This is a genomic window from Bradyrhizobium sp. Y36 (assembly GCF_002531575.1).
Classification (GTDB): Bacteria; Pseudomonadota; Alphaproteobacteria; order Rhizobiales; family Xanthobacteraceae; genus Bradyrhizobium.
In genome coordinates, this window is record NZ_NWTI01000011.1 from 54,071 (window position 1) to 80,074 (window position 26,004).

The following is a 26,004-nucleotide window of genomic DNA, read 5'->3' on the forward strand; positions in this document are numbered from 1 at the left end:
CAGCCGTGGAACAGCTTGCTCCTCGCGACGGACGACATGATCAGGACGTTCAGCCCTGAACTATCTTGCGTGTTTCGGTGGCGAAATAGACCGAGACGATTGTGATGAGCGCGAGCGCGATCATGTAGAGCGAGATCGGCCACGTCGCCGGCGCGTAGGCCGTCATCAATCCCGTCGCAATCAGCGGCGACAGCGCGCCGGCGAAGATCGAGGCGAGGTTGTAGCCGAGCGAGACGCCGCTATAGCGCACCTTGGTGCCGAACAGCTCCGACAGGAAGCTCGCCTGCGGCCCGTACATCGCGGCGTGACCGATGGCGAGGCCGAGCACGATCGCGATCCAGGCATATTGCGGGTTCTTGGTGGCCAGCAGCATGAACAGCGGGAACGACATCAGTGCCGAGAACACCGCGCCGAAGATGTAGATCGGCCGGCGCCCCAGCCGGTCGGAGAGTGCGCCGAAGGCCGGGATGGTGAAGGTCTCGATCGCGGCGCCGATCAAGACGCCGTTGAGCATGTCCTGCTTGTTCATGCCGAGCGATTGCGTGGCGTAGGCGAGCACGAAGGTGGCATAGATGTAGAAGAAGCCGTTCTCGGCGAAGCGCGCGCCCATCGCCAGCAGGATGTTCTTGGGATACATGCGGATCGCCTCGACGATCGGCATCTTCACGTCCTGCTTGGTGTCCTTGACCTTCTGGAACTCCGGCGATTCCGCGATGGTGAAGCGGATCCAGAGGCCGACCAGCACCAGCGCGATCGAGAACAGGAACGGGATGCGCCAGCCCCAGGCATAGAGCTGCGCGTCGGTCAGCATTGCCGAGACCACTGAGAATACCAGCGTGCCGAGCACGAGGCCAAGCGGCGCGCCGAGCTGTGGCCAGCTGCCGTAAAAGCCCTTCTTGTCCGCGGGCGCATGCTCGACGGCCATCAGCACTGCGCCGCCCCATTCGCCGCCAAGGCCAAAGCCCTGGATCAGCCGGCAGGTCACGAGCAGGACCGCAGCCCAGATGCCGGCGGTCTCGTAAGTCGGCAGGAAGCCGATCGCGGCCGTCGCCGCGCCCATGATCAGCAGCGTCAGATACAGCATGGTCTTGCGGCCGATCTTGTCGCCGTAATGCCCGAACACGACGCCGCCGAGCGGGCGCGCGATGAAGCCGAGCGCGTAGGTCGCGAACGCCAGCAGCGTTCCCATCATCGGGTCGAAGGTCGGAAAGAACAGCTTGTTGAAGATCAGTGCGGCAGCGGTGCCGTAGAGGAAGAAGTCGTACCACTCGATGGCCGTGCCGATCAGGCTCGCGGTGGCGACCGTGACGTGCGAGGGCTGTCTCGCCTGAAGCTGATGGACCGAGATCGCTTCACTCATCCTGCGTCCTCCCTGGTTTGAGAATGCGCATGTGCAGCATGCGTCATTGTGCAAAGCGAAGAGCAAGGTCCGCGCCAGATGCGGAGGGTTTGCGCAAATCGGCTGAAAACACGGCAATTCCCGCCGCCACGGACGAACGAGCGGCGCTGCGCCGTGTCCGGAATCCGAGACTCCGGACACGTTCGTGTCTCGAAACTCAGACGGAGGCCGGCCCTGTGGCGAGGCCGAACTTGGCGAGCTTCTTGTAGAAGGTCGCGCGCGAGATCCGCAGCATTTTGGCGGCCTCGGTGATCTGGCCGTTGCTGGCGGCGAGCGCCTGCTCGAGCGTGTGCTTCTCGAATTCCGCTTCGGCCTCGGCATAGGGCACGACTGCCGCGACCGGCCGCTCGGATGCAGCGGGCCTGAGCTCCGTGCCCAGGGGGAGGATGCGCGCGACATCCTCGCCGGTCAGCCGGCCGGAATCGCTGAGGATCAGCGCCCGCTCCAGGATGTTGCGGAGCTCGCGAACGTTGCCCGGCCAGTCGTAGCGCGCGAGGGCGGCGAGCGCGCTCGGGGTGATCTTCGCCTTGACGTAGTCGCCGGAGGCGCTGATGTCCTCGAGCAGCCGGGCGCAGATCTCGGGGAGATCGTCGAGGCAGTCGCGCAAGGGAGGCAACTCGATCGAGAGCACGTTCAGGCGATAATAGAGGTCGGGCCGGAACGCGCCGTCGCTGACGCGCTTGCGCAAATCCACATTGGTCGCCGCGACCACGCGCACGTCGATCTTGGAAATCTTGTCCGAGCCGAGCGGCTCGATCTCGCGCTCCTGCAGCACGCGCAGCAGCTTGGCCTGCAATTGCAGCGGCATCTCGCCGATCTCGTCGAGGAACAGCGTGCCGCCGTCGGCGACGCGGAACTTGCCCTCGCGTCCCTTGCGGTCGGCGCCGGTGTAGGCGCCGGGCGCGGTGCCGAAGAACTCCGATTCGATCAGCGTGTCCGGGATGGCCGCGACATTGACGCTGACGAACGGCTTGTCCGCGCGCGAGGAGGCGTTGTGAATGGCCTGCGCCAGCATCTCCTTGCCCGTTCCGGTCTCGCCGGTGAGCAGCACGGTGACGCTCTGCCGCGCGGCGCGGCTTGCGAGCGCCTTGGCCTGGGCGATGCCGGGCGTCGTGCCGACGAAGTCGGCGAAGGTGAAGCGCGCGGCGCGGGCGTTGGACAATTGCCGCCGCGCCAGCCGCAGATCGCTCTCGAGCTGGGCGACACGGGCGAGCAGCGGCTTCAGGCTTTCGAGGTGGTCATAGAGCACGAAGCCGATCGCGCCGATCACCGTCCCGTTCTCGTCCTCGATCGGCATGCGCGTGACGACGAGCTGCTCGCCGCCGAGCTCCATGATGTCGAGCAGGATTGGCTCGCCGGTTTCGACAACCTTCCGCATCAGGCTGTTCGGAATGATCTCCTCGATCGGCCGGCCCATCGCCTCGCTGATGCGCTTGAGGCCGAGCGCGGCGAGATATTTTTCGTTGACGTAGACGACCCGCCCGCCGCGGTCGATCGCGATCGCGCCCTCGCACAGCTTTTCCAGCCGCTCGAACAGCGTCTCCATCGCGCGCGCACGGAGGTAGGCGGGGTCGCTGATCGAGGGAGAGGCGGACATGACATATCCCGGCGGAAGTCCGCTTGTGTATTACCAAAAGGCCAGCAATTTCAAAGGGGGAAATGGGGGCCTTGAGGTGCCGCCCCATCTCCACTGTCATGCCCCGGCTTGACCGGGGCATCCAGTACGCCGCGGCCTCTCGGTTCAATAACGACTGTCTCTGGAATACTGGGTCGCCCGGTCAAGGCGGGCGACGACAGCGAGACTGGAGCGCCGCTTGCGTCCTACCGCCGATAGCCGCTCGCCCGCGAATAGCCCTGGCGGTTCTGCTGGTGCGGGCGGCTTGCAACGGCCGCGCGCGATTCGCTGGACGCCGGCGTTCCCAGCTTCAGCTCCTCCAGGAAGATCGGGCGGGAGAAGTAGTAGCCCTGCGCGTAGCGGATCTTGGTCGCGGCCTGGAGATAAGCGAGCTCTTCGTAGGATTCGAGGCCTTCGGCGATCACGGTCATGCCGAGCGCTTCGCTCAAGGATTCGATCGCGCGCAAGATGCCCTGGCTGCGCGGGCGCTTATGGATGTCGGTGATGAAGGAACGATCGATCTTGATCTCGTCCGCCGTGATGTCGGCGAGCGCCGACAGCGAGGAATAGCCGGTGCCGAAATCGTCGATCGAGATGCCGACGCCGAGCTTGCGAAACATCGGCAGGATCTCGGCCTGGAAATGATTCTTGGCGACGAAGGCGTCTTCCGTCACCTCGATCATGAAGCGTTGGGGAAAGCCGGTCTCTTCCAGCGCCCGCGCGAAGCTGCGCATGAATTCGGGATTGCCGGCCTGCTTGGCGGCGACGTTGATGCTGATGGTCGCTTCCGGGCCGAACGTCTCGTTGATCAGGTCGATCGATTTGACGATCTCCGCGAGCACGAGGTGAGTGAGCTCGTCGATCAGGCCGAGCTCGCCGGCGAGATTGATGAACGAGCCGGGCGCCTGGATCACGCCTTCGTCGTCGCGCAGGCGTACCAAGGCCTCGATGCCCTTCACGGCCTGCGTGCGGATGTCGACCTTGGACTGGAAGGCGCAGCAGAAGCGCTTCTCCAGGATGGCGAGCCGCAGCGACTGCTCGATCTTCATCCGCGCCAGCGCCTCGCGCTCCATGCTGGAGTCGAAGAAGACGGCCGATCCCTTGCCGTCGTTCTTGACGCGATACATCGCGATGTCGGCATTCTGGCGCAGCGTCTCGAAGCTTCGGCCGTGATCGGGATAGAGGCTGATGCCGACGGAGGTGGAGGCGAACACTTCCGAATTGTCGATGAAGAACGGCGCCGTCAGCCGCTCCAGCGTCGACTGCATGAATTCGGCGACCTCCTCCTGGCTCTGGATCGGGGAGAGCAGCAGCAGGAATTCGTCGCCGGAGATGCGCGACAGCATGTCCGAATCTCGCAAGTCGCGTCCGAGCCGCTTCGACAGCTCGACCAGCAGCGCGTCGCCGACGGCGTGGCCATAATAGTCGTTGATGTGCTTGAAATTGTCGACGTCGAGGAAAGCCAGCGCGAAACGCTCGCTGCCGCTTCTGTCAGATAGCAGGCCGTTGACGCGATGTTCGATTACGCGCCGCGAGGGCAGCCCGGTCAGCTCGTCGAAATAGGCCGAGCGGAACAGCTGGTCCTCGAAATTCTTCTGCTCGGTGATGTCGGAGGATGCCGAGATCAGGAGCTCGCGTCCGGCGAGGCGGACGGGACGATGGGTGGTGAGAAGCACTTGTCGGGCGCCGCTGCCATGAAGCGCCTCCTCGGTGACGACGGGCTGGCCGGCACTCAGAGCCTGACGGCAGGCTTCGCGGCGCGGCGAAAGATCGGGTGAGGGACGGCTGCCGTCCATGCCGAGCTGCGCGGCCGCGGCGTCGTTAACCAGCAGAAGCTCGCCATCTGCATCCTGCACGGTCAGGCCGGCCGGCAGCATTCTAACGATTTCCTTGAGAAATCCGAGTTCGGCTTCACTCGCGCCGGAATATTTGTTGTCGTTCATAGAAGTCATGAATCTTGTTGTTTCAGCGCGTTTTGCAATGAGCACAATCTTGCGTGGTTCCCTCTTAAGTTTGGTTAAGGGCTCCGGAGAAATACGGGGGTGTTTTGGGGGAAACTTGCGACGATGTGAGGTGCGCCGACGATCGTCATTAACAGAGCGTCAACGGCGCGTGCGAAACGGCGGGCAGCCCGCGGGTTGCGCTTTCGCTTGGCGCGCGATGCTATTCGCTTCGCGGGATTCGACATTGCATGATGCAATGCAGCCCGGTCTTCAGATAGGAGATCTCGGTCCTGCCGTCGAAAGCCGACAATGCCGATTTCAGCAGCTTGGTGCCGAAGCCGGGTTCGGACACCTTGTCCACGCTCGGCCCCTCGTTTTCGTCCCAGGTGACGGTCAGGCGGTCGTCGCTGACGGTCCACGAGACCTGCAACAGGCCGCGTGGCGAGGAGAACGCACCATATTTTCCTGCATTGGTGGCGAGCTCGTGAAACATCAATGACAGCGTGACTGCGAGCTTCGGCGGCAGGAACAGCCGATCGCCATTGAGGGTGAAGCGGACGTGGCCGTAGGGGCCGAGCTCCGAGATCAGGAGGTCGCGAATGTCGCAGCCGGCCTTGTCGATCCGCGAGATCAAATCGTCGGTCGCGGCCAGCGAGCGGAGCCGCGGATCGATCCGGGCCCAGACCAGCGGCTGGTCATGCAGCACCTGGTGCAGCACGGCGTGCACGGTCGACAGCTTGTTCTTCAGCCGGTGCTGGAGCTCGTCGACCAGCAGCTTGCGATACTCTTCTTCCTCGATCAGGCGCTTGGAGATCCGGCGCTGCTCCGCCAGCATGGTGCGATAGTGCTCGACGCCCCAGATGGTGAGTGCGCAGACCGCCCAATAGAGTGCAAGCAGGGCAAACCGCGCGCGATCGGCGAAGGCATCGCCGAAATTCACGACGACGCCGAGCACGCCGCCGACGAGCGCGGTCACGATCCCGATCCGGAAGCCGCCGAACGCTGCGGCAAAGAACACGGCCGGAAAGTAGGGCGTGAAGTAGACGTCGGGCCGCACATGGGCCAGCGCCCAGCGTGCCAGCGTCGCAACCAGCAGGCAGGCCGCCGCAAACGCAATGCTCAGCCCGACGGATGGCGGCGCCGCGCCCTGCCAGCCCTTGCGGAATTCGTCGATCAGCTTCCCCATGCGCAGCTCAGTTGCGATAGGCGTTCGAAATTCGATCGGTTCATGAGGATGTTACGCATCCCGCTCGCCCAAGCATAGCTTGCCTTGCCGGAGGCAGGCGGGGATAGTGGCCGCAGCGGCGACGGCAGCGGTCGATGTTCGCCATTTGTCATCAAATCGTTCGAAAACAGGAACATTCCATGGGCAGGCTGGACGGCAAGGTTGCGGTGATCACGGGAGCGACGAGCGGGATTGGATTGCGCACTGCGGAAGTCTTCGTTGCCGAAGGTGCCAAAATTGTGATCGCGGGCCGACGTGTACCGGAAGGCGAGGCGCTGGCGAAGCAGCTCGGGTCGAACTGCGTTTTCCGTCAGACCGACGTGACCGTCGAAGCGCAGATGCAGGCCCTGATTGCACTCGCCGTGGACAAGTTCGGCCGGATCGACTGCCTGTTCAACAATGCCGGCGGCCCGGCGCAGACCGGCGGCATCGAAGGCCTCGAGGTCGAGCGCTTCGACGCGGCGATGGCGACCCTGGTGCGCAGCGTCATGCTCGGCATGAAGCATGCCGCGCCTCATATGAAGAAGCAGGGCAGCGGCAGCATCATCAACAATGGCAGCATTGCCGGACGTCTCGCCGGCTTCTCGTCCTCGATGGTCTATAGCGCGGCCAAGGCGGCGGTGATCCACCTCACCAAATGCGTGGCGATGGAGCTCGGCGAGTCCAATGTGCGCGTCAACGCGATCTCGCCCGGCGCGATCGCGACCGGCATCTTCGGCAAGGCGCTGGGTCTGTCGACCGATGCCGCGGAGAAGACGCCGGCAGTGATGCGCGAGGTCTACAAGACCGCGCAGCCGATCCCGCGTGCCGGCCTGCCCGACGACATCGCCCAGGCCGCAGTGTTCCTGGCCAGCGACGAATCCAGCTTCATCAACGGCCACGACCTCGTCGTCGATGGCGCCATGACCGGCGGCCGCAACTGGAGCCAGCAACAGCAGGGCTACGTCGCGCTGCGCAAGGCGTTCGATCAGGGAGCGTAGGGGCAAATCATATTCTGTCATTCCGGGCTCGCACTTCGTGCGCCCCGGAATGACGGAATTTATCACACCGCCTTCACCCGCACCTTGAGCCCGTCCCGCGGCTTGGGGATCGGCCACATCTGCCAGTCCGGCTTGTAGCCCTCCTCCAGCGACACCTCGATGTTCTGCAGGAAGTGCCGCGCGAAGCATTTCGCCTGCATGTAGGCGAAATGCAGGCCGAGGCACATATGCGCGCCGCCGCCGAATGGGACCCAGGCGAAGCGGTGGCGGTTGCGCTGCGCCTCCTCGGTGAAGCGCAAGGGATCGAAGCGGTCCGGCTCCGGCCAGATGTCCTTCATGTGATGGGTGTAGAGCGGGTTGACGCCGACCGCCGTGCCGGCGGGAATCGTAAAGCCCTTGAAGGTGAAATCGCGCATCGCGCGGCGCGGCATCGAGGGCACCGGCGGCTTGATCCGCAGCGCCTCCTTGAAGGCCATTTCCGACAGCTGCATCTTCTCGAGATCGTCGAAACTGCTCGGCGCGCCCGGCGCGAGCCCGAGCGCCAGAACCTCCGCGCGCAGCCGGTCCTGCCAGTCCGGATTGGCGGCGAGCTCGCCGACAAAGGAGGTCAGCGACGAGGTCAGCGTGTCATGCGCCGCCATCATCAGGAAGCTCATGTGGTCGATGATGTCCTGCTCGGACAGCAGCGCGCCGTCCTCATGGGTGGCGCGGCACAGCTGCGAGAACAGATCATCGCCGCCGTGGTTGCCGCGTCGCAGCGGGATCTGCTCGCGAAAATAGGCGACGATGCGTTTGCGCCCTCTGACGCCGGCGGCCATCTGGGTGCCGGGCAGGGGGCGGCGGATCGGCGCGACGGCAGCCGCGACCATGTCGACGAAGGCTCGGTTGATCTCGTCGACTTCCGGCCCGATATCGGCGCCGAGGAAGGACGCCGCCGCGAGATCCAGCGTGAGCTGCTTCATCGCGGGGTAGAGCTGCATCTCGCCGGGCTTGGCCTTCCATTGCGCGACCCGGGCGGAGATGCCGCGGTCGAGATCGGCCAGATAGGATTTCATCGGCCCCGACTTGAACGCGACCGATAGCGCCTTGCGGTGCAGCCGGTGCTCGTCGAAATCGAGCAGCATCAATCCGCGCGGGAACAACAGGCCGAGCACCTTGTTCCAGCCGTGGGTCGACGAGAACAGCTTCTGCTGGTCGAACATCACGAGTTCGTTGGCCTCGGGTCCGAGCAGCACGACGTTGGTCTCGCCAAACACATGGGTGCGGTAGACCGGGCCGTATTTGGCGCCGTTCGCCTCGATATGGCCTTTGGGATCGGCCAACACCTGAAAGGTCTTGCCGATGATCGGCCAGCCTTCGTCGCCGGGAATGTGCGTCAGCGCGTTGCGTTTGGGCGCGGTGTAGTCGGGCGCCGTTGCGGCCACATTCTGCATCGACATGACGATTGCTCCGGTAGGCAGGCTCCGCGAACATAGCATGGTCCGGCCGCGATAATCTGCGGCCGTCTTGCGCACCAAATCGTCACACCCGCCGCTCGTCGTCCCGGCTTTGCGCTGCACGCGCGCCGGGACGATGAGCTGAGTGCGTCTTATCGCTTCGCCGCTTCTTTCTGCAGATCCGGCGCGTTGACGGCGGGAATGGCGACCCGGCCGGGGCCGGTCACCTTCAGCGCTTCGGCGGCTTTTTCGTTCTCCATGATCTTGGCCATCACGGCCTGACCGGCACGCTCGAAGATCGCGCGGTTCTCGATCACGAATTTTTGCGACCTGCGCAGGCCGTCGATATAGCCGTTGATTTCCGGCACGACGTAGCGCGCGACCATGTCCCAGCTGCGGCGCGTCGCCTCCGGATTGGCCCAGTCGTGCACGAAGCCGATGATGGCGCCGACGCCGCCGGAGACCTGCATCACGTTCTTGATGGTTTTGACCAGATCGTCGGGCGTGCCGATGGTGGACGCCGCGCCCTCGACGAAGGCGGTCTTGTCCACGGCTTCATCCGGCGAAGAGAACGCGGTGAGGCCCGGCCGCTGCAGCGTGCCGACATTATATTCGTTGTGCCAGCGCATCAGCCCGGCGCCGGCCTCCTTGCGGGCCTGCTCGCGGGTCTCGGCGATGTGGAAGGTCAGCAGCACGCGCCAGTCGGCGCGGTTCACTTTCGTACCGTGCTTCTTCGCGGCGTCCTCGGCGAACTGCCATTGCTGCTGCAGCGACATCAGCCCCTGCGTCGTCATCGAGCCCAGCGAGATGATGCCGCAGCCGTATTTGCCGGCGAGCGTCATGCCCGAGGGGGAGATCTGCGACGCCACCACGAACGGCATCTCCTCCTGCAGCGGCAGGATCTGCAGCGCGGCGTCGTTCATGGTGAACCACTCGCTCTTCGCCGTGACGCGCTCGCCGTTGAAGAGGCGGCGGATGATGCCGATCGCCTCGTCCTGGCGGTCGCGCTGCGTCATCGGGTCGATGCCGAGCGTATGGGCGTCAGAAGCCAGCGCGCCGGGGCCGGAGCCGAAGATGGCGCGGCCGCCGGTCATGTGGTCGAGCTGCACCATGCGCTGGGCGACGTTGTAGGGATGGTGATAGGGCAGCGACACGACGCCGGTGCCGAGCTTGATCCGCTTGGTGCGTTCGCCGGCCGCGGCCAGGAACATTTCGGGCGAGGCAATCATCTCCCAGCCTGACGAATGATGCTCGCCGCACCAGAACTCGTCATAGCCGAGCGCGTCCAGCTGCTCGACCAGGTCGAGGTCGCGCCGGAACTGGAGCATCGGATGCTCCCCGATCGGGTGATGCGGGGCAAGGAAGGCTCCGAACTTCAGACGCGCCATGACGTTTTCTCCGGCTTTTGATTTTCTGTTTGTTGAAGCCACAAGGCTACGTGCCCGGGGGCTCGAACGCAATCGCGCGGTGTCCCGTGCTGCGGAATGCAGGCATGCGATGAAGCCGGGTTCTTCGTCATGGCCGGGCCTGGAGCCCGCGAATCTGACCTCCGAGGTAATCGCGACGCCGTCCACGATTTGAAATCATCGGGCAACGATAGTCCCGAGTTCTGCGCCGATGCATCAGATCGTCACGCAACAAGTCGATTCCTCCCGCCGCTGGTGGGTGCTGGCGATCGTCGTGGCTGCCCAGTTCATGTTCGGCGTCGATGCCTTCATCGTCAACGTCGCCATTCCCACCATCGCGGTCGAGCTGCGTGCGACGCCGGCGGAGATCGAATCCGTGATCGCGATCTACCTGATCGCCTACGCGACGCTGGTCGTCACCGGCGGCCGTCTCGGCGACATCCACGGCACGAAGCCCGTATTTCTCGCCGGGGTGCTCGGCTTCACCCTGACGTCGCTGTGGTGCGGCCTCGCGCAATCGGGCGCGGAGCTCATCATCGCCCGGCTGGCTCAGGGCGCGACCGCGGCGCTGATGGTGCCTCAGGTGCTGGCGACGCTGCATCTGTTGTTCACCGACGAATCGCGCGGCCGCGCCTTCGCCATCTACGGCATCGTGCTCGGGCTGGCCGGCGCCGCAGGCTTCCTGCTCGGCGGCCTGTTGATCACTGTCGACCTCGCCGGCAGCGGCTGGCGGTCGGTGTTCTTCGTCAACGTGCCCTGTGGCCTCATCATTGCTTTTGCCGCCTGGCGCATCATGCCGTCGGCGCCGCGGCGATCGGGGACGAGGCTCGATATCAAAGGCAGCTTGGTCCTGTTCGCGGGGCTGCTGTGCCTGATCGGTCCGCTGCTGTTCGGCCACGATGCCGGCTGGGCGCCCTGGCTGTGGGCCGTGATGGCGGCCGGTGGCGTCACCCTGGCCGCGTTCCTGAAGTTGGAGCATGCGGTCGCGCGTGCCGGCGGCCTGCCGCTGATCGACCTCACGCTGCTGGCGGACGCCGCTTTCCTGCGCGGGCTCGGCGCCGCCTTCTTCTTCTTCCTCGCCAATCTGTCTTTCTACCTGGTCATGACGCTGTTCATGCAGCGAGGGCTCAACATCCCGCCGCTTTCCGCCGGCTTGGCCTTCGTTCCGCTTGCGCTCGCGTTCGTCGTAGCATCGCGCCATAGCGGCGCGCGGGCGCGGCATCGCGGCACCAAGGTGCTGATCGAAGGCTGCGCGGTCCAGATCGCAGGCCTCGCCGCGCTCGCGCTCGTCGCAGGCTTTGTCGAGGCGCCGTCGCCGCTCCTGCTCGGCTTCACCATGATTGTCTTTGGCTACGGCCAGGGATTGGTGATGGCACCACTGTCGGGCGCGGTGCTCTCGACCGTGAAGCCCGCCGCCGCCGGCTCGGCCTCCGGCATCTACGGCACCACGGCGCAGATCGGAAATGCGGCCGGAGTGGCCGCAATAGGCGCGGTATTCTTCGCGCTGGAGGCGTTGCAATCAGCGCGCGCAGGTTTTCTGGTCTCGCTCGTGCTGTTTGTGACACTCATCATGATCTGCGCCGCATTTTTGTCGTGGCTCCGCCGCGCATCTGCATGAAGTTGGGGCATTCTGGTTAATACGTGCGGATTCCCCGGGGATTGCCGGTGATTTTCATCGGATTGACAGCGCACGGTCTTTTTATTTTGCAATGCAGCAACTATCTGGTTTGGCTGGACGTTGAACGTCGCCCACCAGGAAGTTGCCGTGTCGTTAGCCAGAAATGTTGATCTGTTGAGACGTCTGCCGAGGCTGGACGGTCTGCGCTTTGCCGAGCTCGGTCGCCGCGCGGATGCGTCCAGTCCGTTGGAAGAGGTCACGGGCTTCGGCGACAATCCCGGAGCCTTGCGCATGTTCGCGTTTGTCCCGGCGCAGTTGCAGAAGCCGCGCGCGCTGGTCGTCGTGCTGCATGGCTGCGGCCAGACCGCCGCGGCTTACGATCTCGGCGCCGGCTGGTCGACGCTGGCTCGGCACTACGGCTTCGCGCTGCTGATGCCCGAGCAGCAGCGCATCAACAACGCCAATACCTGCTTCAACTGGTTCAGCCCGGAAGACACGGCGCGAGGCAGCGGCGAGGCGCATTCGATCCGCGAGATGATCGCGCATATGGCCGGAGCGCACCGCATCGATCCGAGGCAGGTCTTCATCACCGGCCTGTCCGCCGGCGGCGGCATGACGTCGGTGATGCTCGCGACCTATCCGGAAGTCTTCGCGGCCGGCGCGGTCATTGCGGGATTGCCCTATGGCATCGCCTCGAATCTGCGCGAGGCGCTCGACGGCATGTTTCATTCCCCGGCGCGTCCGGCGCGCGAGCTCGGCGATCTCGTGCGGAACGCCTCGGATTACCGCGGCCCCTGGCCGAAGATCTCGGTCTGGCACGGCAGCGCCGATCGCACCGTCAATCCCGGCAACGCCAACGAGATCGTCAAGCAGTGGCTCGATCTGCACGATCTGCCGGAAGCGCCGATGGCGGAGACCAATGTCGACGGCTATCCGCGTCAGGCCTGGTGGGGCAAGGACGGCGAGACGCTGGTCGAGTCCTACGCCATCACCGACATGGCCCACGGCACGCCGCTTGGGCTTGCCGACAACGATCAGCGTTATGGCGTCGAAGGCGCATTCCTGATCGAGGCCGGTATTTCCTCCTCCTATCACATCGCAAAATTCTTCGGCCTCACGGACTGGATTGCCGACGCTGCAAAGGCGGACACCAAGTCGGCGCTCTCGCCCGCGCCGCATCTCGCCCGCTCGATCCGCGCGGCAGTCTCCGAGCAGCAGGCCGCGCCGAAGCGCGAGGAATCCCGCGGCTTCGATCTCGGCCAGATCATCACCCGCGCCCTGACGGCGGCGGGATTGATGAAGTAGCTCCGCCCCCAACTCGTCGTCCCGGACAAGCGCGCCCCAAGCGCGCGCCGATCCGGGACCCATACTCCCAGGACTAAGTGAGGCGCGAAGGCGCAACGCCGAGTCCCCGTAACCACGTCTCCCTGTGGTGATGGGTCCCGGCCTTCGCCGGGCGACAGCGGAATTTGTGGCTACCCCGTCTGATCGATCCACTCGATCGGCGTCGCCGTCACCTCGCCGCCGGAGACTTGCCGCGTCATCGCCGAATAGTGCTTGAAGAAGTCACGCGACTGCAGTGCCTTCTGCGCATCTTCGTCGGCGACGCTGGCGAGATGGAAGTAGTGACCGTCCTCGCTGTTCTTCAGCACGCGATAGCCGATCCGCCCTTTCAGCTCCGGATCGTTGTCGATCGCCTTGATGAATCGACCGATCTCCTGATGCCAGGCGTCCGTCGTGCCGTTTTTGAATTCGTACCGGATCATGAAGTGCTTCATGTGACGCTCCCTGTTCGTCATGTGCGTCATCATCTGCGGCGTGCGAGCGATCCTGCAAGTATGGACAAAATTGATAGTATGGACTTTTTCGAAGCCGCTCCTATTTTGACGTCGCGCACATGGAGGAGACGACATGGCACGAGCGCTTCCCGCACGCAGCTGTCCGGTCTCGGCATTTCAGAAAATGATCAGCGGCAAGTACAAGCTGCGCATTGTCTGGGATTTGAAGGACGGTCCGCGCCGCTATGGTGAGATCCGCAGCGGCCTGCTGCGCGGCGCATCAGGCAGCGCCGAGATCACGCCGCGCGTGCTCAGCCGCGAATTGAAAGCGCTGACGGAGAGCGGCCTGATCGACCGCAAGGATTTCGGCGAGGTGCCGCCAAAGGTCGAGTATCGCCTGACCCGCAAGGGCAAAAGCTTTGTGCCCGTCGTCGCCGCGATCCGCGACTGGGGCGAACGGCACCTCAGTGAAGCGCCGGCGCTCACCGAGGCCGCCGAGTAAGGCGGTTACATCTCGCCGGTGATGAACGGATTGGTCATCCGCTCCTGGCCGATGCTCGAGCCGGCGCCGTGGCCGCAGATGAAGCCGACATCGTCGCCGAGCGGCAGCAGCTTGGTCAGGATCGAGTTGATCAGCGTCGCGTGGCTGCCGCCGGGCAAATCGGTCCGCCCGACCGAGCCGGCGAACAGCACGTCGCCGACATGGGCAAAACGCAAGTCCTTGTTGAAGAACACCACGCTGCCCGGTGAGTGGCCGGGGCAATGCAGGATGTCGAACGAGAGATCGCCGATCGACACGGTGTCGCCCTCGGCGAGCCAGCGGTCCGGCGCAAAATTGCGTACGCCGGTCATGCCGAAGCGCGCGCCGCTCTCGACCACATTGTCGAGCAGGAATTTGTCCGCTTCGTGCGGGCCCTCGATCGGCACCTTCAGGGCATCGCGCAAATCGGCGGCGCCGCCGACATGGTCGATATGGCCATGAGTCAGCCAGATCTTCTCCACGGTGACGCCGGTCTGCTTGATGGCGTCCAGGATCTTCGGCACGTCCCCGCCCGGATCGATCACGACGGCCTTCTTGGACGGCTCGTTCCAGATGATGGTGCAGTTCTGCTCGAACAGCGTCACCGGGACGATGATCGCGCCGGCCTTGGCTTGCGAGGAGTCTTGGGTGTCATTTTGCTCGGTCATGGCGCCACAATGCCGATTTTTGCCATGCCGCCAAGCAAAAGATTCGTGCCAAGGAACAGGAAACGACCCGGGGAACGATCGCTCCCCGGGCTCCCACGATTACCGCTTGATCTGCGCCTTCAACGTCTCCCGGACGACGCCATCGAAGGACGAGGCCTTGGGCGATTTCGCAGCCTGCTCGGCGATGTACTTGTCGCGCTGGCCGACCAGCGCGGTGAGCTTCTCGTTCAAAACCTTGCGCTGCCCGACCTGCTTGGCCACCTCGGCCTCGCGCTGTTCTGGCTTCATGGCGCGCAAATTCTCGGGCAGGTCCGAATCCTTGACCGCGCCGACGTTGGTCGTACCCTTGGCGGCATCGGCGACGAGATCGCCGCCCCCGGTGACCGCTTCGGAGGTCGCCGCAGATCGCTTGTTGATGTAGCTCGCCATGTCGGTGGCGCTGGCCGGCGCGGCCGCCGCGATGCTGGCGGTCTGCCGCATCTTCATCTCGGTGTGCCGCTGCCGCTCGCGCGGACCATAGGGGATCACCGTGTCGTTGAGCTGCTGTTGCAGGATGATGATGTCCTGGTCGTACGGCGTCTCGATCACCACGACCTTGCCGCCGTCCTGCGGGATCGGGATGAAGCGGCCGCTGCCGATCTGGGCGATGTCGCGCCACACCCGCTCGGTGTCACGGGCATCGCCGGCGAGCACGGCATTGACGATGATATCCTTTTGTTTGGCGACCGCGAGCGTGGTCGGATATTTGGTGTCCTGCGCGTAATCCATGTGCGGCGGGGCGTCGCCGACCAGGAAGACGATGTGCCTGACGTCGTTGCCCGCGGTCCATTGCAGCTTGTTGACGGCGACGTCGAGCGCCTCGTTGACGCTTTCGGGCCAGTCGCCGCCGCCGCGCGCCTTCAGCTCCAGCAGATTGGCGTAGAGATCCTGGATATCGCGGGTCAGCTCGATCTTCGAGGTCACGTAATCGTCGCCGATGTCGCGATAGGCGACGAGGCCCATGCGGATGTCGGCGTCCGGATTGGAATCGACGATCGTGGTGGCGATCGACCAGATCTTGCGCTTGGCGCCTTCAATCAGCCGGGCCATCGAGCCCGTGGTGTCGAGCACGAAGGCGACTTCGACGGTCGGCTTGGCGTGGGCGGGAGATAGTCCTGCCGCGAGCGGCATGGTGGCGAGTGCGAAGGCGAGCGAGCACAGTGTGATGCGTGACCTCATGGGTCTCTCCAGTGGTTTCGTCCCTCGGAACCGAGGTTCCACTGGCATCGCGGTGGGCTGAGGCCGGAACGAAGGCGCAACCGGCGCGAAATTGCAGCGTTTCCCGGGGAACCCTGAGCAGGCGGCGCCGGACGACGGCCTGCCGCGCTGCACGCGTCACATCGCCGTCCCAAAGCCCTGTTCGTTTGTCCGTTCCTGTGAACCGCTGGCGCGATCCGGCGTTGCTGTCCGCGCGAAGGACATTCGGGGGACGATTTGGCTCAGGGCGACGACAATTGGTGGCGCGACGGCATCTTCTACCAGATCTATCCGCGCTCCTTTCAGGACAGCGACGGTGACGGCGTCGGCGACCTCGCCGGCATTTTGCGGCGGCTGCCTTATGTGAAGTCCCTCGGCGTGGACGCGATCTGGCTGTCGCCGATCTTCCCCTCGCCAATGGCCGATTTCGGCTACGACATCTCGGACTACACCGGGATCGAGCCACTGTTCGGCACGATGGCGGATTTCGATGCGCTGATCGCGGCCGCGCACGACAACGGCCTGAAGCTGATCCTCGATCTCGTGCCGAACCACACCTCCGACCAGCATCCCTGGTTCGTCGAGAGCCGCGCCTCGCGCGACAATCCCAAGCGCGATTGGTACGTCTGGCGCGATCCTGCGGGCGATGGCGGAGTGCCCAACAACTGGCTGTCCGAATTCGGTGGCAGCGCGTGGGCTTTCGATGAGACCACGGGGCAATATTACTATCATGCCTTCCTCGCCCAGCAGCCGGACCTGAACTGGCGCAACCCGGATGTCCGCAACGCCATCTACGACGTGATGCGGTTCTGGCTGGAGAAGGGCGTCGACGGCTTTCGCGTCGACGTCATCTGGCATTTGATCAAGGACGCCGAATTCCGCGACAATCCGCCGAACCCGCATTATGTCGAGGGCCGGCCGCCGAACGAAAAGATCCTGACACAATATTCCACCGACCAGGACGAGGTGCACGATGTCATCGCCGAGATGCGACGCGTCACGGATGCCTATTCCGCCCGCGTCCTGATCGGCGAGATTTATCTGCCGCTGCATCGCCTGATGGCCTATTACGGCAACGACCTCACCGGCGCGCAGATGCCGTTCAACTTCGCGCTGCTCTCGACCTTCTGGAGCGCGCGCTCGATCGAGAAGATCGTCGACGATTATGAAAAGGCGCTGCCGCGCGGCGCCTGGCCGAACTGGGTGCTCGGCAACCACGATCGCCCGCGCGTGGCGAGCCGCGTCGGCACCGAGCAGGCCCGCGTCGCCGCCATGCTGCTGCTGACGCTGCGCGGCACGCCGACGCTCTATTACGGCGACGAGATCGGGATGCACCAGGTGGCGATCGCTCCGGAGGACGTGCGCGATCCCTTCGAGAAGAACGTGCCGGGCATCGGCGTCGGCCGCGACGGCTGCCGTACGCCGATGCAATGGGATGCTTCCGCATTCGCGGGCTTCTCCGCGGTTCGGCCATGGCTGCCGCTGCCGGAGCACTATGTGCGTGACAATGTCGTCAATCTAGAAGCCGATGCTCGCTCGATCCTCAGCCTCTACAAGCGCCTGATCGGCCTGCGGAAGAGCTGCCCACCGCTGGTCGCAGGCGAGTATCATCCGATCGCCGCACAAGGCGATCTGCTGGTCTATCGCCGCGAGGCCGGGGGCCGGGCGGTGATCGTGGCGCTCAATCTCGGTCCCGACCCGATCGCGGTGACGACGAGCGCGATCCGTTTCGGCAGCACGATCCTGCTGTCGACATTCCTGGATCGCGAGCGCGAAGAGGTCGAGGGCGTGCTCGATCTCAGGGGCAATGAGGGGGTGATCGTATCGCCGCCCTAGCTGTCGTCCCGGACAAGCGCAGCGTGAGGGTGGTCGGGATGGCCACCGCTATCTCCACGTCATTGCGAGGAGCTTTTGCGACGAAGCAATCCAGAATCCCTCCGCGGTAGCTGTCTGGATTGCTTCGCTGCGCTCGCAATGACGAGTGTGGGGGCACCAGCGCCCACATCACCCCGGATGCTTATTTCCCTTCGCCGTATTCCCGTCGATGTCGCTCCGCTTCAGCAGATAATCCAGTCCGCCGACCCGGTACCAGCGATAGCCGTAGGCCTCCAGCACGACCCGGTGCTGGCCGCGCTTGTCGGCGTGGCTGTGGTCTTCGGCGAGCAGGTTGATGAGGTGCGCGCCGGCATCCCCTGACAGCCCGGTCGAAAACGCGACCTCGCGCGGCGTCTCGTCGAGATTGTGCACGAATAGCACCGAATTGTTGCGCCAGTCGTAGCGCATGATGAACACGGCGGGATCGCGCGTGGCGATGATCGTAAAATCGCCCCAGCCGATCTCGGGCACTTCCTTCCGCATCCGCACGATGCGCTCGGTCCAGTTCAGCATCGAGTTGGGATCGCGCCGTTGCTTGGCGACGTTGAGATGCGGATAGCCGTACGGTCCCTCGTCGATCACGGGGCAGGCGGGCCTGTCGCTCTTGGTGAAGCCGCCATGGGGCTCGGTCGACCATTGCATCGGCGTGCGCGCGCAATTGCGTTCGGGCAGCGAGAGGTCGTCGCCCATCGCGATCTCGTCGCCATAGCGGATCACGGGCGTTCCCGGCAGCGTGCACATCAGGCTGTAGGCGAGCTCGAGCCGCCGGCGGTCGCCGCCCAGCATCGGCGCGAGGCGGCGGCGGATGCCGCGGTCGTAGAGCTGCATGTCCTTGTCGGGGCCGAACGATTTGAACACGGCATCGCGCTGCGCCTTGGTCAGCCGTCCGAGATCGAGCTCGTCGTGATTGCGCAGGAAAAGGCCCCATTGCGCCGAGGCCGGCCGCGGCTTGGTCGCCTTCAGAGCCTTCGCCAGCGGGCGCGAATCGGCGGATGCCAGCGCATAGAACAGATGCTGGTTGACGTGGAAGTTGAACATCATGTGCATGCGGTCGGCATCCTTGCCGAAATATTCCATGTCGGTTTCCGGCAGCACGTTGGCTTCGGCGAGGATGATGGCATCGCCCTGCCGCCATTGCAGGAATTCGCGGAACGCGCGCAGCATGTCGTATTGCTCGACCGGCTTCTTCACCTTCGCGCCCTTGGTCGCGATCACGAAAGGCACGGCGTCCATGCGGAAGCCGGAGACGCCGAGCTGGATCCAGAAGCCCATGATCTTCAGGATTTCCGCCTGCACGTGCGGGTTCGAGGTGTTGAGGTCGGGCTGGAAATCGTAAAAGCGATGGAAGTAATAGGCGCCGGCTTCCTTGTCGCGCGTCCAGGTCGATTTCTGCACGCCGGGAAACACCATGCCCTTGTTGGCGCCGGCCGGCTTCTTGTCGGACCACACATACCAGTCGCGATACGGCGAGTTCTTGTCGCGCCGCGCCTCCTTGAACCATTGATGCTGGTCCGAGGTGTGGTTGACGACGAGGTCGATGATGACGCGGATGCCGCGCTGCTTGCAGCCATGGGTGAACTCGACGAAATCGCCGAGCGTGCCGTAGCGGGGATCGACGCTGTAATAATCCGCGATGTCGTAGCCGTCGTCGCGGCCCGGCGAGGTCTGGAACGGCATCAGCCAGATCGTGGTGATGCCGAGGCCGTGGAGATAATCCAGTCGGCGCAGCAAGCCCTTGAAATCGCCGATACCGTCGCCGTTGGCGTCCATGTAGCTGCCGACGGACAGGCAGTAGATCACGCCGTTCTTGTACCAGAGATCGTCGATCATGGGCCGCTGCCTGCGTGGTTCCGCCCGGGTGCGGCGGCTGCGTGATAAGTGTTAAGGGCAAGAGCAGTTCCGCACTCTGCAGTCGTCCCGGGGCGCTCGAAGCGCGAGCCCGGACCCACAGGGAGAAGCTTTGCGATGATTCGGAGTGACTTGCTCGTCCCGGCACCTGCTTTTCGTGGTTATGGATTCTCAGATGCGCAATTGCGCATCATAGCTCGCGCTGCGCGCGTCCCGGAATGACGGGCGGGACGGAATCGGCTATCTTCCGCCCATGGACAGCCCCGCCCGCAACATCGCCCTCGTACCGCCGCCCGACCGTCGCCAATCCGAGACGGCGCTTGCGATCGCGCGCGGCACGTCGCGGCTGTTACGCTCGCTCGGTTTCTCCTGCATCAGCGAATTGCCGCTGCCGTCGGGCCGGCGCGCCGATCTGGTGGCGCTGAACGAGCGCGGCGAGATCTGGATCGTCGAGATCAAATCGTCGGTGGAGGATTTGCGCGCCGACCAGAAATGGCACGAATACCGCGCGCATTGCGACCGGCTGTTCTTCGCCTTCACGCAGGATCTGCCGTGCGAGATCTTTCCTGCGGAGACCGGCCTGATCGTGGCCGACGCCTATGGCGCGCACATGCAGTGCGAGGCGCCCGAGCACAAGCTCGCCGCCGCCACGCGCAAGCAGATGACGGTACGGTTCGGAATGGCAGCGGCGCTGCGCATCAACCGGCTGGTCGATCCGCAAGGCCATGCGGAGTTCTGGGAATGAAGTAGGGTGGGTTAGCCGAAGGCGTAACCCACCTTGTCTCTCAATGCGGACAGCATAGAGGTGGATTACGCCTTCGGCTAATCCACCCTACGAGACCGTCACCGCGGCGCGCGCTTGGCGAGAATGCGCTGCAAGGTGCGCCGATGCATGTTCAGCCGGCGTGCCGTTTCCGAGACGTTGCGGTTGCACATCTCGTAGATGCGCTGGATGTGCTCCCAGCGCACGCGGTCGGCCGACATCGGGTTGGCCGGCAGCTCGGATTTCTCCGCGCTGGTCGACAGCAGCGCGGCGACGACGTCGTCGGCATCCGCGGGCTTGGAGAGATAATCGATCGCGCCCATCTTCACGGCGGTGACGGCCGTGGCGATGTTGCCATAGCCGGTCAGCACGATCGCACGCGCATCCGGGCGCTTCTTCTTCAGCGCCGAGACCACGTCGAGGCCGTTGCCGTCGCCGAGCCGCAGGTCGACCACGGCGAATGCGGGCGCCGCCTTGCCGATCTGGGCAAGCCCGTCCGAGACGGTGTCGCATGACGTCACCGCAAAGCCGCGCGTCTCCATGGCGCGCGACAGGCGCTCCAGGAACGGCTTGTCGTCTTCCACGATGAGCAGCGAGCGATCGGTCTGTTCGTTCAGTTCGGCGATGGCGTTCAAGGTTTTTTCCTCTCTCCAACGCGTCTACATATGGCCTCGCAATCGGGCGGTGCCAAGGCCGCCGATAGTCGATCGGCCCCGTCGTGCGACGCAAGGTCGCGGCCTATCCTATTGTTTCTTCGAGCATCTCGATAGCCTCAAAACGCTCTCGCGGCCACGTGATGTGGACCACCGCGCCGTGTTCCGGGAACGTCCGGTTGGTAAACGAGACCTTGGCGCCGGTGCGCTCCAGCAAGGTGCGCGCGATGAACACCCCGAGCCCCAGGCCACGCCGCTCGCCGCCGCCGTCATCCTGGGGGCGCCGCCGCGACAGATAGGGCTCGCCGATCCGGTTCAGGATGTCGGGCGGAATGCCGGGGCCGTCGTCGGAGATCACGAGCTCGATATTGTCCTTGTTCCACCACGCATTCACCTCGACGGTGGTATGGGCGAAATCGACCGCGTTCTCGACGATATTGCCGACGCCGTAGAGGATCGCCGGATTGCGCGAGCCGACCGGCTCGGACACGGCGGCGACCGCGATCCGCACCTTGATCTCGACGCCGAAATCGCGGTGCGGGGCCACCACTTCCTCGATCAGCTCCGACAGCTTCATGCGGTCGAACGGTGCGTCGGTGGAGAGCTGGGTGATCTTGCTCAGGATGTCGCGGCAGCGCTGGGTCTGCTCGCGTAGCGTCTTCAGGTCGGCGGCGATGCTGGCGTCCTTCACCGTCTTTTCCAGCTCGCGCGAGATCAGGAAGATCGTGGCGAGCGGCGTACCGAGCTCGTGCGCGGCGGCAGCGGCAAGCCCGTCGAGCTGGGTCAGGTGCTGCTCGCGCGTCAGCACCAGCTCGGTCGCGGCCAGCGCGTCCGCGAGCTTGCGCGCCTCCTCCGTCACCTGGAACGAGTAGAGGCTGGTAACGCCGATCGCGAGCACGATCGAGAGCCAGACGCCGACCAGATAGATCGGCGGCAGCACCAGCGGATCGTCGGAATCCCAGGGCAGCGGCAGATGGAAGAAGAACAGCACCGAGGCGCAGGCCACGGCGAGGACGCCGAGGCCGAATGTGAAGCGCGCCGGCAGCGCCGTGGCCGAGATCAGCACCGGGGCGAGGAACAGGAACGAGAACGGGTTCTGCAGGCCCCCGGTGAAATACAACAGGCCGGCCAGTTCCACGATATTCAGCGCGAGCAGTCCGGCCGCCTGCATCGGCTCCAGCCGGTGCATCGGATTGGCTGCGGTCTGGAGTGCCAGATTCAGCGATGCCGACAGGGCGATGATGCTGACGCAGGGGACGATCTCGACGTTGAATTCCAGCCCCTGCGCCACGATGAAGATCGCGGCCAGCTGGCCCAGCACCGCGAGCCAGCGCAGCCGCAGGATCGTATCGAGGCGGATATGCCGCTGCGCATGGCGGAAGTTGGAGGCGGCGATTTCGGTCATATCGGCCAATGTGGCGGTGCCTTCTAAGCTCACAAACGCTGGGCTCGCGGAACCACCGGATTACAAGCCTTGCGCTCCCTGCCGCAATAGCAGAAGAACGGTCAGCATGACGGAGAATGACGAGGCTTCAAGTCGGCCGACTGTCGCGGAGCGCAGCTTGCCCGCGGCGATCGCCGTCGATCACCTCGTCAAGGTCTACAAACAGACCCAGGCCGTCGACGACATCTCCTTTGTCCTGCCGCGCGGCAGCATCACCGGGCTTCTGGGCGGCAACGGCGCCGGCAAGACCACGACCATCGCGATGATCATGGGCCTGGTGCTGCCGACCTCCGGCCGCGTGCAGGTGCTCGGTCATGAGATGCCCGAGCAGAGCGCTTCCGTGCTGGGGCGGATGAACTTCGAGAGCCCCTATGTCGACATGCCGATGCGGCTCACGGTGCGGCAGAACCTCACCGTGTTCGGCAAGCTCTATGCGGTGAAGAACCTCGCCGGCCGCATCAAGGAGCTCGCCGACGATCTCGATCTCACCGATTTCATCGACCGCGCCAACGGCAAGCTGTCTGCCGGGCAGAAGACCCGCGTCGCGCTGGCAAAGGCGCTGATCAACCAGCCCGAGCTGTTGCTGCTGGACGAGCCGACCGCCTCGCTCGACCCGGATACCGCCGACTGGGTGCGGGCGCATCTGGAGCGCTATCGCAAGGACAACAACGCCACCATCCTTCTGGCGTCGCACAACATGCTCGAGGTCGAGCGGCTCTGCGACCGCGTCATCATCATGAAGCGCGGCCGCATCGAGGACGACGACACGCCCGAGGCGATCATGGCCCGCTACAACCGCACCACGCTGGAGGAGGTGTTCCTGGACGTCGCGCGCGGCCGGGTGAACGGGGCGAAGGAGGCGGTGAGGTGAGCAAATCTCTGAATGGCTGCCGTAGCCCGGATGGAGCGAAGCGTAATCCGGGACCGTTCCATCCCGATGTGACGGCGCCGGATTTGGCCTCGTCATTCCGGGGCGCGCAGAGCGCGAACCTGGAATCCATAACCACGGGATCGAGTTTGACGACGACTCGGAGTTACCTGTCTCGCCCTACAACAGCCGCCTGTGGTTATGGATCCCGGGCCCGCGACTACGTCGCGTCCCGGGATGACAGTTTCCATCCGGGCCGCGGATCACCCCCATGACCGACATCTCCGCCCACCGCGGCATATCAGCCCATCGTATCGGCGCGATGATCCTGCGGTATTGGTACCTGCTGCTGTCGTCCTGGCCGCGGCTGCTCGAGCTGTTGTACTGGCCGGCGCTGCAGGTCATCACCTGGGGCTTCATCCAATATTACATCGCCGAGAATTCCAACTTCTTCGCGCGCGCCGGCGGCACGCTGATCGGCGCCGTCATCCTCTGGGACATCCTGTTTCGCGGCCAGCTCGGCTTCTCCATCTCGTTCCTGGAGGAGATGTGGGCGCGCAATCTCGGCAACCTCATGATGAGTCCGCTCCGGCCGATCGAGTTTCTGCTGTCGTTGATGGTCATGAGCCTGATCCGGCTCGCGATCGGAATCATTCCGATGACGCTGCTGGCGCTGTTCCTGTTTCACTTCAACGTCTATGCGCTCGGCCTGCCGTTGATCGCCTTCTTCTGCAATCTGATCTTCACGAGCTGGTCGGTCGGCATCTTCGTGTCGGGCCTCGTGCTGCGCAACGGCCTAGGCGCCGAGAGCATCGTCTGGACCTTGATGTTCGCGATCATGCCGCTCGCCTGCATCTACTATCCCGTCAGCGTGCTGCCGGTTTCTTTGCAATACGTCGCCTGGACGCTGCCGCCGACTTACGTGTTCGAAGGAATGCGCGCGCTCCTGATCGAGAACACCTTCCGCGCCGACCTGATGCTGGCTGCATTGGCCATCAATTCCGTGCTTCTGGTTGCATCTTTTGGGGCATTCCTTGCCCTTCTGCGCAGCGCCAAGCGACAGGGCTCGCTGCTGTCCGGCGGCGAATAGTGTCACTTTCTCGTGGATTCGGGCAGGTTTAGCCGTTTCGGCCACGTAGATGTACGGAACCATGCATTGACGCAATATTACGCATTCGGCAGTATGTTGCGATGCGAAGAGGAAGATAGCGATGCCTATTGGTGAGTTTGGCGGCGCGCCGCCCCTGGCGGCCGAAGGCAGTCCGGTCCTGACGACGCCGATGTACTGGATGTACGAGATGGCGCACGCCGCTCTCAATCCAGCGCGTGCCGTTACGGACGCGACCAAGCTGCTGTTTCAAAATCCGCTCAATCCCTGGACGCGCACCGAGGTCGGCAAGTCGGTCGCCGCGGCCTGCGAATTGTTCGAGCGAACCACGCGCCGCTACGGCAAGCCGGAGTGGGGCCTCAACGACACCGAGGTCAACGGCATCCGCGTCCCCGTCGAGGTCCGCCCGGTGTGGGAAAAGCCGTTCTGCCGGCTGCTCTACTTCGATCGCAAGTTCGCCCGCCCGCTGCGCAGCCCGCAGCCACGCGTGCTGATCGTCGCGCCGATGTCCGGCCATTACGCGACGCTGCTGCGCGGCACGGTCGAGGCCTTCCTGCCCGCGCATGAGGTCTACATCACCGATTGGGCCGACGCCCGCATGGTGCCGCTCAGCGACGGCCGCTTCGACCTCGACGATTACATCGATTACGTCATCGAGATGCTGCATGTGCTCGGCGGCAACACCCACGTCATGGCGGTGTGCCAGCCCTCCGTGCCCGTCGTTGCCGCGGTCTCGATCATGGAGGCGCGGCGCGATCCCTTCGTGCCGACCTCGATGACGCTGATGGGCGGCCCGATCGACACCCGTCGCAATCCGACCGCGGTGAACAACCTCGCCCAGGAGCGCGGCATCGACTGGTTCCGCAACCACGTCATCACCAAGGTGCCGTTCCCGCATCCGGGCATGATGCGCGACGTCTATCCGGGATTCCTGCAGCTCAACGGCTTCATCAGCATGAATCTCGACCGGCACATGGATGCCCACAAGCAGCTCTTCGCCCATCTGGTGAAGGGCGACGGTGACCTCGTCGACAAGCATCGCGAGTTTTACGACGAATACCTCGCGGTGATGGACCTCTCCGCCGAGTATTACCTCCAGACCGTCGACACCGTGTTCGTGAAGCACTCGCTGCCCAAGGGCGAGATGACCCATCGTGGAACACGCGTCGATCCCTCCAAGGTCACGCGCGTCGCGTTGATGACGGTCGAGGGTGAGAATGACGACATCTCCGGTCTTGGTCAGACCGAAGCGACGCACACATTGTGCAGCTCGATTCCCGATCATCGCCGTGTGCATTACGTCCAGAAGGGCGTCGGACATTACGGCGTGTTCAACGGCTCACGCTTCAAGTCGGAAATCGTGCCGCGGATTCATGATTTCATGGTCTCAGCAGCGAATCCCAGCTCGTTGCAGGCACGCGCAGCGGAATAACCTCTCGTTTCGGCTTTCCCGTCGAAAAATCAGGCTCCGCCGGAGGCTCCGGAGGGGCCGAGTTCCCGCCAGATTCGCGGTATTTAGGTAGCCTTATAGGAGTGAGTCCCCCCTCAGCCCTTGGGGGTGTCGCATGCGTCCAGCGGGGGCGAAAAAAGCCGGTTCCGACCCCAGTCTGTAGGGTCTCCC

At 64.3% G+C, this 26,004-nt stretch carries 21 protein-coding genes; 9 read left to right on the forward strand and 12 right to left on the reverse strand.

Annotated features, from left to right (window positions below):
- Positions 1–49: 49 nt before the first annotated feature.
- The 4 genes from CO669_RS19275 to CO669_RS19290 all read right to left on the reverse strand — a co-directional run bounded on the left by CO669_RS19275 (position 50) and on the right by CO669_RS19290 (position 6,143).
- Positions 50–1,360: an MFS transporter gene (locus CO669_RS19275; protein ID WP_097661521.1), complete on the reverse strand. Its 1,311-nt coding sequence runs from the start codon at positions 1,358–1,360 to the stop codon at positions 50–52.
- 196 nt (positions 1,361–1,556) lie between these two features.
- A complete protein-coding gene (locus CO669_RS19280) occupies positions 1,557–2,996 on the reverse strand; it encodes a sigma-54 interaction domain-containing protein (RefSeq protein WP_097661522.1) in 1,440 nt (479 codons plus the stop codon).
- 224 nt (positions 2,997–3,220) lie between these two features.
- Positions 3,221–4,957 carry a putative bifunctional diguanylate cyclase/phosphodiesterase gene (locus CO669_RS19285; protein ID WP_198964106.1) on the reverse strand — a complete coding sequence of 579 codons (1,737 nt, stop codon included), beginning with the start codon at positions 4,955–4,957 and terminating at the stop codon, positions 3,221–3,223.
- 220 nt (positions 4,958–5,177) lie between these two features.
- Entirely contained in the window at positions 5,178–6,143 is a 966-nt protein-coding gene (locus tag CO669_RS19290; RefSeq protein WP_097661524.1) for a sensor histidine kinase, read from the reverse strand.
- 179 nt (positions 6,144–6,322) lie between these two features.
- Here CO669_RS19290 and CO669_RS19295 point away from each other — a divergent pair, with 179 nt between their 5' ends.
- Complete coding sequence (locus CO669_RS19295) at positions 6,323–7,162, forward strand: SDR family NAD(P)-dependent oxidoreductase (RefSeq protein ID WP_097661525.1); 840 nt, start codon at positions 6,323–6,325, stop codon at positions 7,160–7,162.
- A gap of 62 nt (positions 7,163–7,224) precedes the next feature.
- On the opposite strand, the gene CO669_RS19300 is transcribed toward CO669_RS19295, so the two are convergent.
- Both CO669_RS19300 and CO669_RS19305 read right to left on the reverse strand, forming a co-directional pair.
- Positions 7,225–8,601, reverse strand: a complete 1,377-nt coding sequence (locus CO669_RS19300; RefSeq protein WP_097661526.1) for a cytochrome P450 — start codon at positions 8,599–8,601, stop codon at positions 7,225–7,227.
- 149 nt (positions 8,602–8,750) lie between these two features.
- Complete coding sequence (locus tag CO669_RS19305; protein WP_097661527.1) at positions 8,751–9,986, reverse strand: LLM class flavin-dependent oxidoreductase; 1,236 nt, start codon at positions 9,984–9,986, stop codon at positions 8,751–8,753.
- A gap of 229 nt (positions 9,987–10,215) precedes the next feature.
- Here CO669_RS19305 and CO669_RS19310 point away from each other — a divergent pair, with 229 nt between their 5' ends.
- Both CO669_RS19310 and CO669_RS19315 read left to right on the forward strand, forming a co-directional pair.
- Complete coding sequence (locus CO669_RS19310; RefSeq protein ID WP_097661528.1) at positions 10,216–11,622, forward strand: MFS transporter; 1,407 nt, start codon at positions 10,216–10,218, stop codon at positions 11,620–11,622.
- A gap of 147 nt (positions 11,623–11,769) precedes the next feature.
- Positions 11,770–12,927: an extracellular catalytic domain type 1 short-chain-length polyhydroxyalkanoate depolymerase gene (locus CO669_RS19315; RefSeq protein WP_097661633.1), complete on the forward strand. Its 1,158-nt coding sequence runs from the start codon at positions 11,770–11,772 to the stop codon at positions 12,925–12,927.
- Positions 12,928–13,097: 170 nt separating this feature from the next.
- On the opposite strand, the gene CO669_RS19320 is transcribed toward CO669_RS19315, so the two are convergent.
- Positions 13,098–13,400 carry a hypothetical protein gene (locus CO669_RS19320; protein WP_245444387.1) on the reverse strand — a complete coding sequence of 101 codons (303 nt, stop codon included), beginning with the start codon at positions 13,398–13,400 and terminating at the stop codon, positions 13,098–13,100.
- 133 nt (positions 13,401–13,533) lie between these two features.
- On the opposite strand from CO669_RS19320, the gene CO669_RS19325 reads away from it, so the two are divergent.
- A complete protein-coding gene (locus CO669_RS19325; protein WP_097661530.1) occupies positions 13,534–13,902 on the forward strand; it encodes a winged helix-turn-helix transcriptional regulator in 369 nt (122 codons plus the stop codon).
- Positions 13,903–13,907: 5 nt separating this feature from the next.
- On the opposite strand, the gene CO669_RS19330 is transcribed toward CO669_RS19325, so the two are convergent.
- Together CO669_RS19330 and CO669_RS19335 are read right to left on the reverse strand one after the other, a co-directional pair.
- Entirely contained in the window at positions 13,908–14,588 is a 681-nt protein-coding gene (locus CO669_RS19330; protein ID WP_097661531.1) for an MBL fold metallo-hydrolase, read from the reverse strand.
- Between the two features lie 99 nt (positions 14,589–14,687).
- Positions 14,688–15,806: a vWA domain-containing protein gene (locus CO669_RS19335; RefSeq protein WP_097661532.1), complete on the reverse strand. Its 1,119-nt coding sequence runs from the start codon at positions 15,804–15,806 to the stop codon at positions 14,688–14,690.
- Positions 15,807–16,061: 255 nt separating this feature from the next.
- On the opposite strand from CO669_RS19335, the gene CO669_RS19340 reads away from it, so the two are divergent.
- Positions 16,062–17,660 (forward strand): alpha-amylase family glycosyl hydrolase, encoded by a 1,599-nt coding sequence (locus tag CO669_RS19340; RefSeq protein WP_097661533.1) that lies wholly within the window; start codon positions 16,062–16,064, stop codon positions 17,658–17,660.
- 168 nt (positions 17,661–17,828) lie between these two features.
- On the opposite strand, the gene CO669_RS19345 is transcribed toward CO669_RS19340, so the two are convergent.
- Positions 17,829–19,529 (reverse strand): alpha-amylase family protein, encoded by a 1,701-nt coding sequence (locus CO669_RS19345; RefSeq protein WP_097661534.1) that lies wholly within the window; start codon positions 19,527–19,529, stop codon positions 17,829–17,831.
- Positions 19,530–19,800: 271 nt separating this feature from the next.
- Here CO669_RS19345 and CO669_RS19350 point away from each other — a divergent pair, with 271 nt between their 5' ends.
- Complete coding sequence (locus CO669_RS19350; protein ID WP_097661535.1) at positions 19,801–20,292, forward strand: MmcB family DNA repair protein; 492 nt, start codon at positions 19,801–19,803, stop codon at positions 20,290–20,292.
- A 98-nt stretch (positions 20,293–20,390) separates the two neighbouring features.
- Here CO669_RS19350 and CO669_RS19355 read toward each other — a convergent pair whose 3' ends face one another.
- Entirely contained in the window at positions 20,391–20,945 is a 555-nt protein-coding gene (locus CO669_RS19355; protein WP_097661536.1) for an ActR/PrrA/RegA family redox response regulator transcription factor, read from the reverse strand.
- A 103-nt stretch (positions 20,946–21,048) separates the two neighbouring features.
- Positions 21,049–22,368 (reverse strand): ActS/PrrB/RegB family redox-sensitive histidine kinase, encoded by a 1,320-nt coding sequence (locus tag CO669_RS19360; RefSeq protein WP_097661537.1) that lies wholly within the window; start codon positions 22,366–22,368, stop codon positions 21,049–21,051.
- 106 nt (positions 22,369–22,474) lie between these two features.
- Between CO669_RS19360 and CO669_RS19365 the strand changes: the two genes are divergently transcribed.
- From CO669_RS19365 to CO669_RS19375, 3 genes are all read left to right on the forward strand, one after another.
- Positions 22,475–23,278 carry an ABC transporter ATP-binding protein gene (locus CO669_RS19365; protein WP_097661538.1) on the forward strand — a complete coding sequence of 268 codons (804 nt, stop codon included), beginning with the start codon at positions 22,475–22,477 and terminating at the stop codon, positions 23,276–23,278.
- Positions 23,279–23,546: 268 nt separating this feature from the next.
- Complete coding sequence (locus tag CO669_RS19370; RefSeq protein ID WP_097661539.1) at positions 23,547–24,365, forward strand: ABC transporter permease; 819 nt, start codon at positions 23,547–23,549, stop codon at positions 24,363–24,365.
- A 121-nt stretch (positions 24,366–24,486) separates the two neighbouring features.
- Positions 24,487–25,815 (forward strand): polyhydroxyalkanoate depolymerase, encoded by a 1,329-nt coding sequence (locus CO669_RS19375; RefSeq protein WP_097661540.1) that lies wholly within the window; start codon positions 24,487–24,489, stop codon positions 25,813–25,815.
- Positions 25,816–26,004 lie beyond the last annotated feature (189 nt).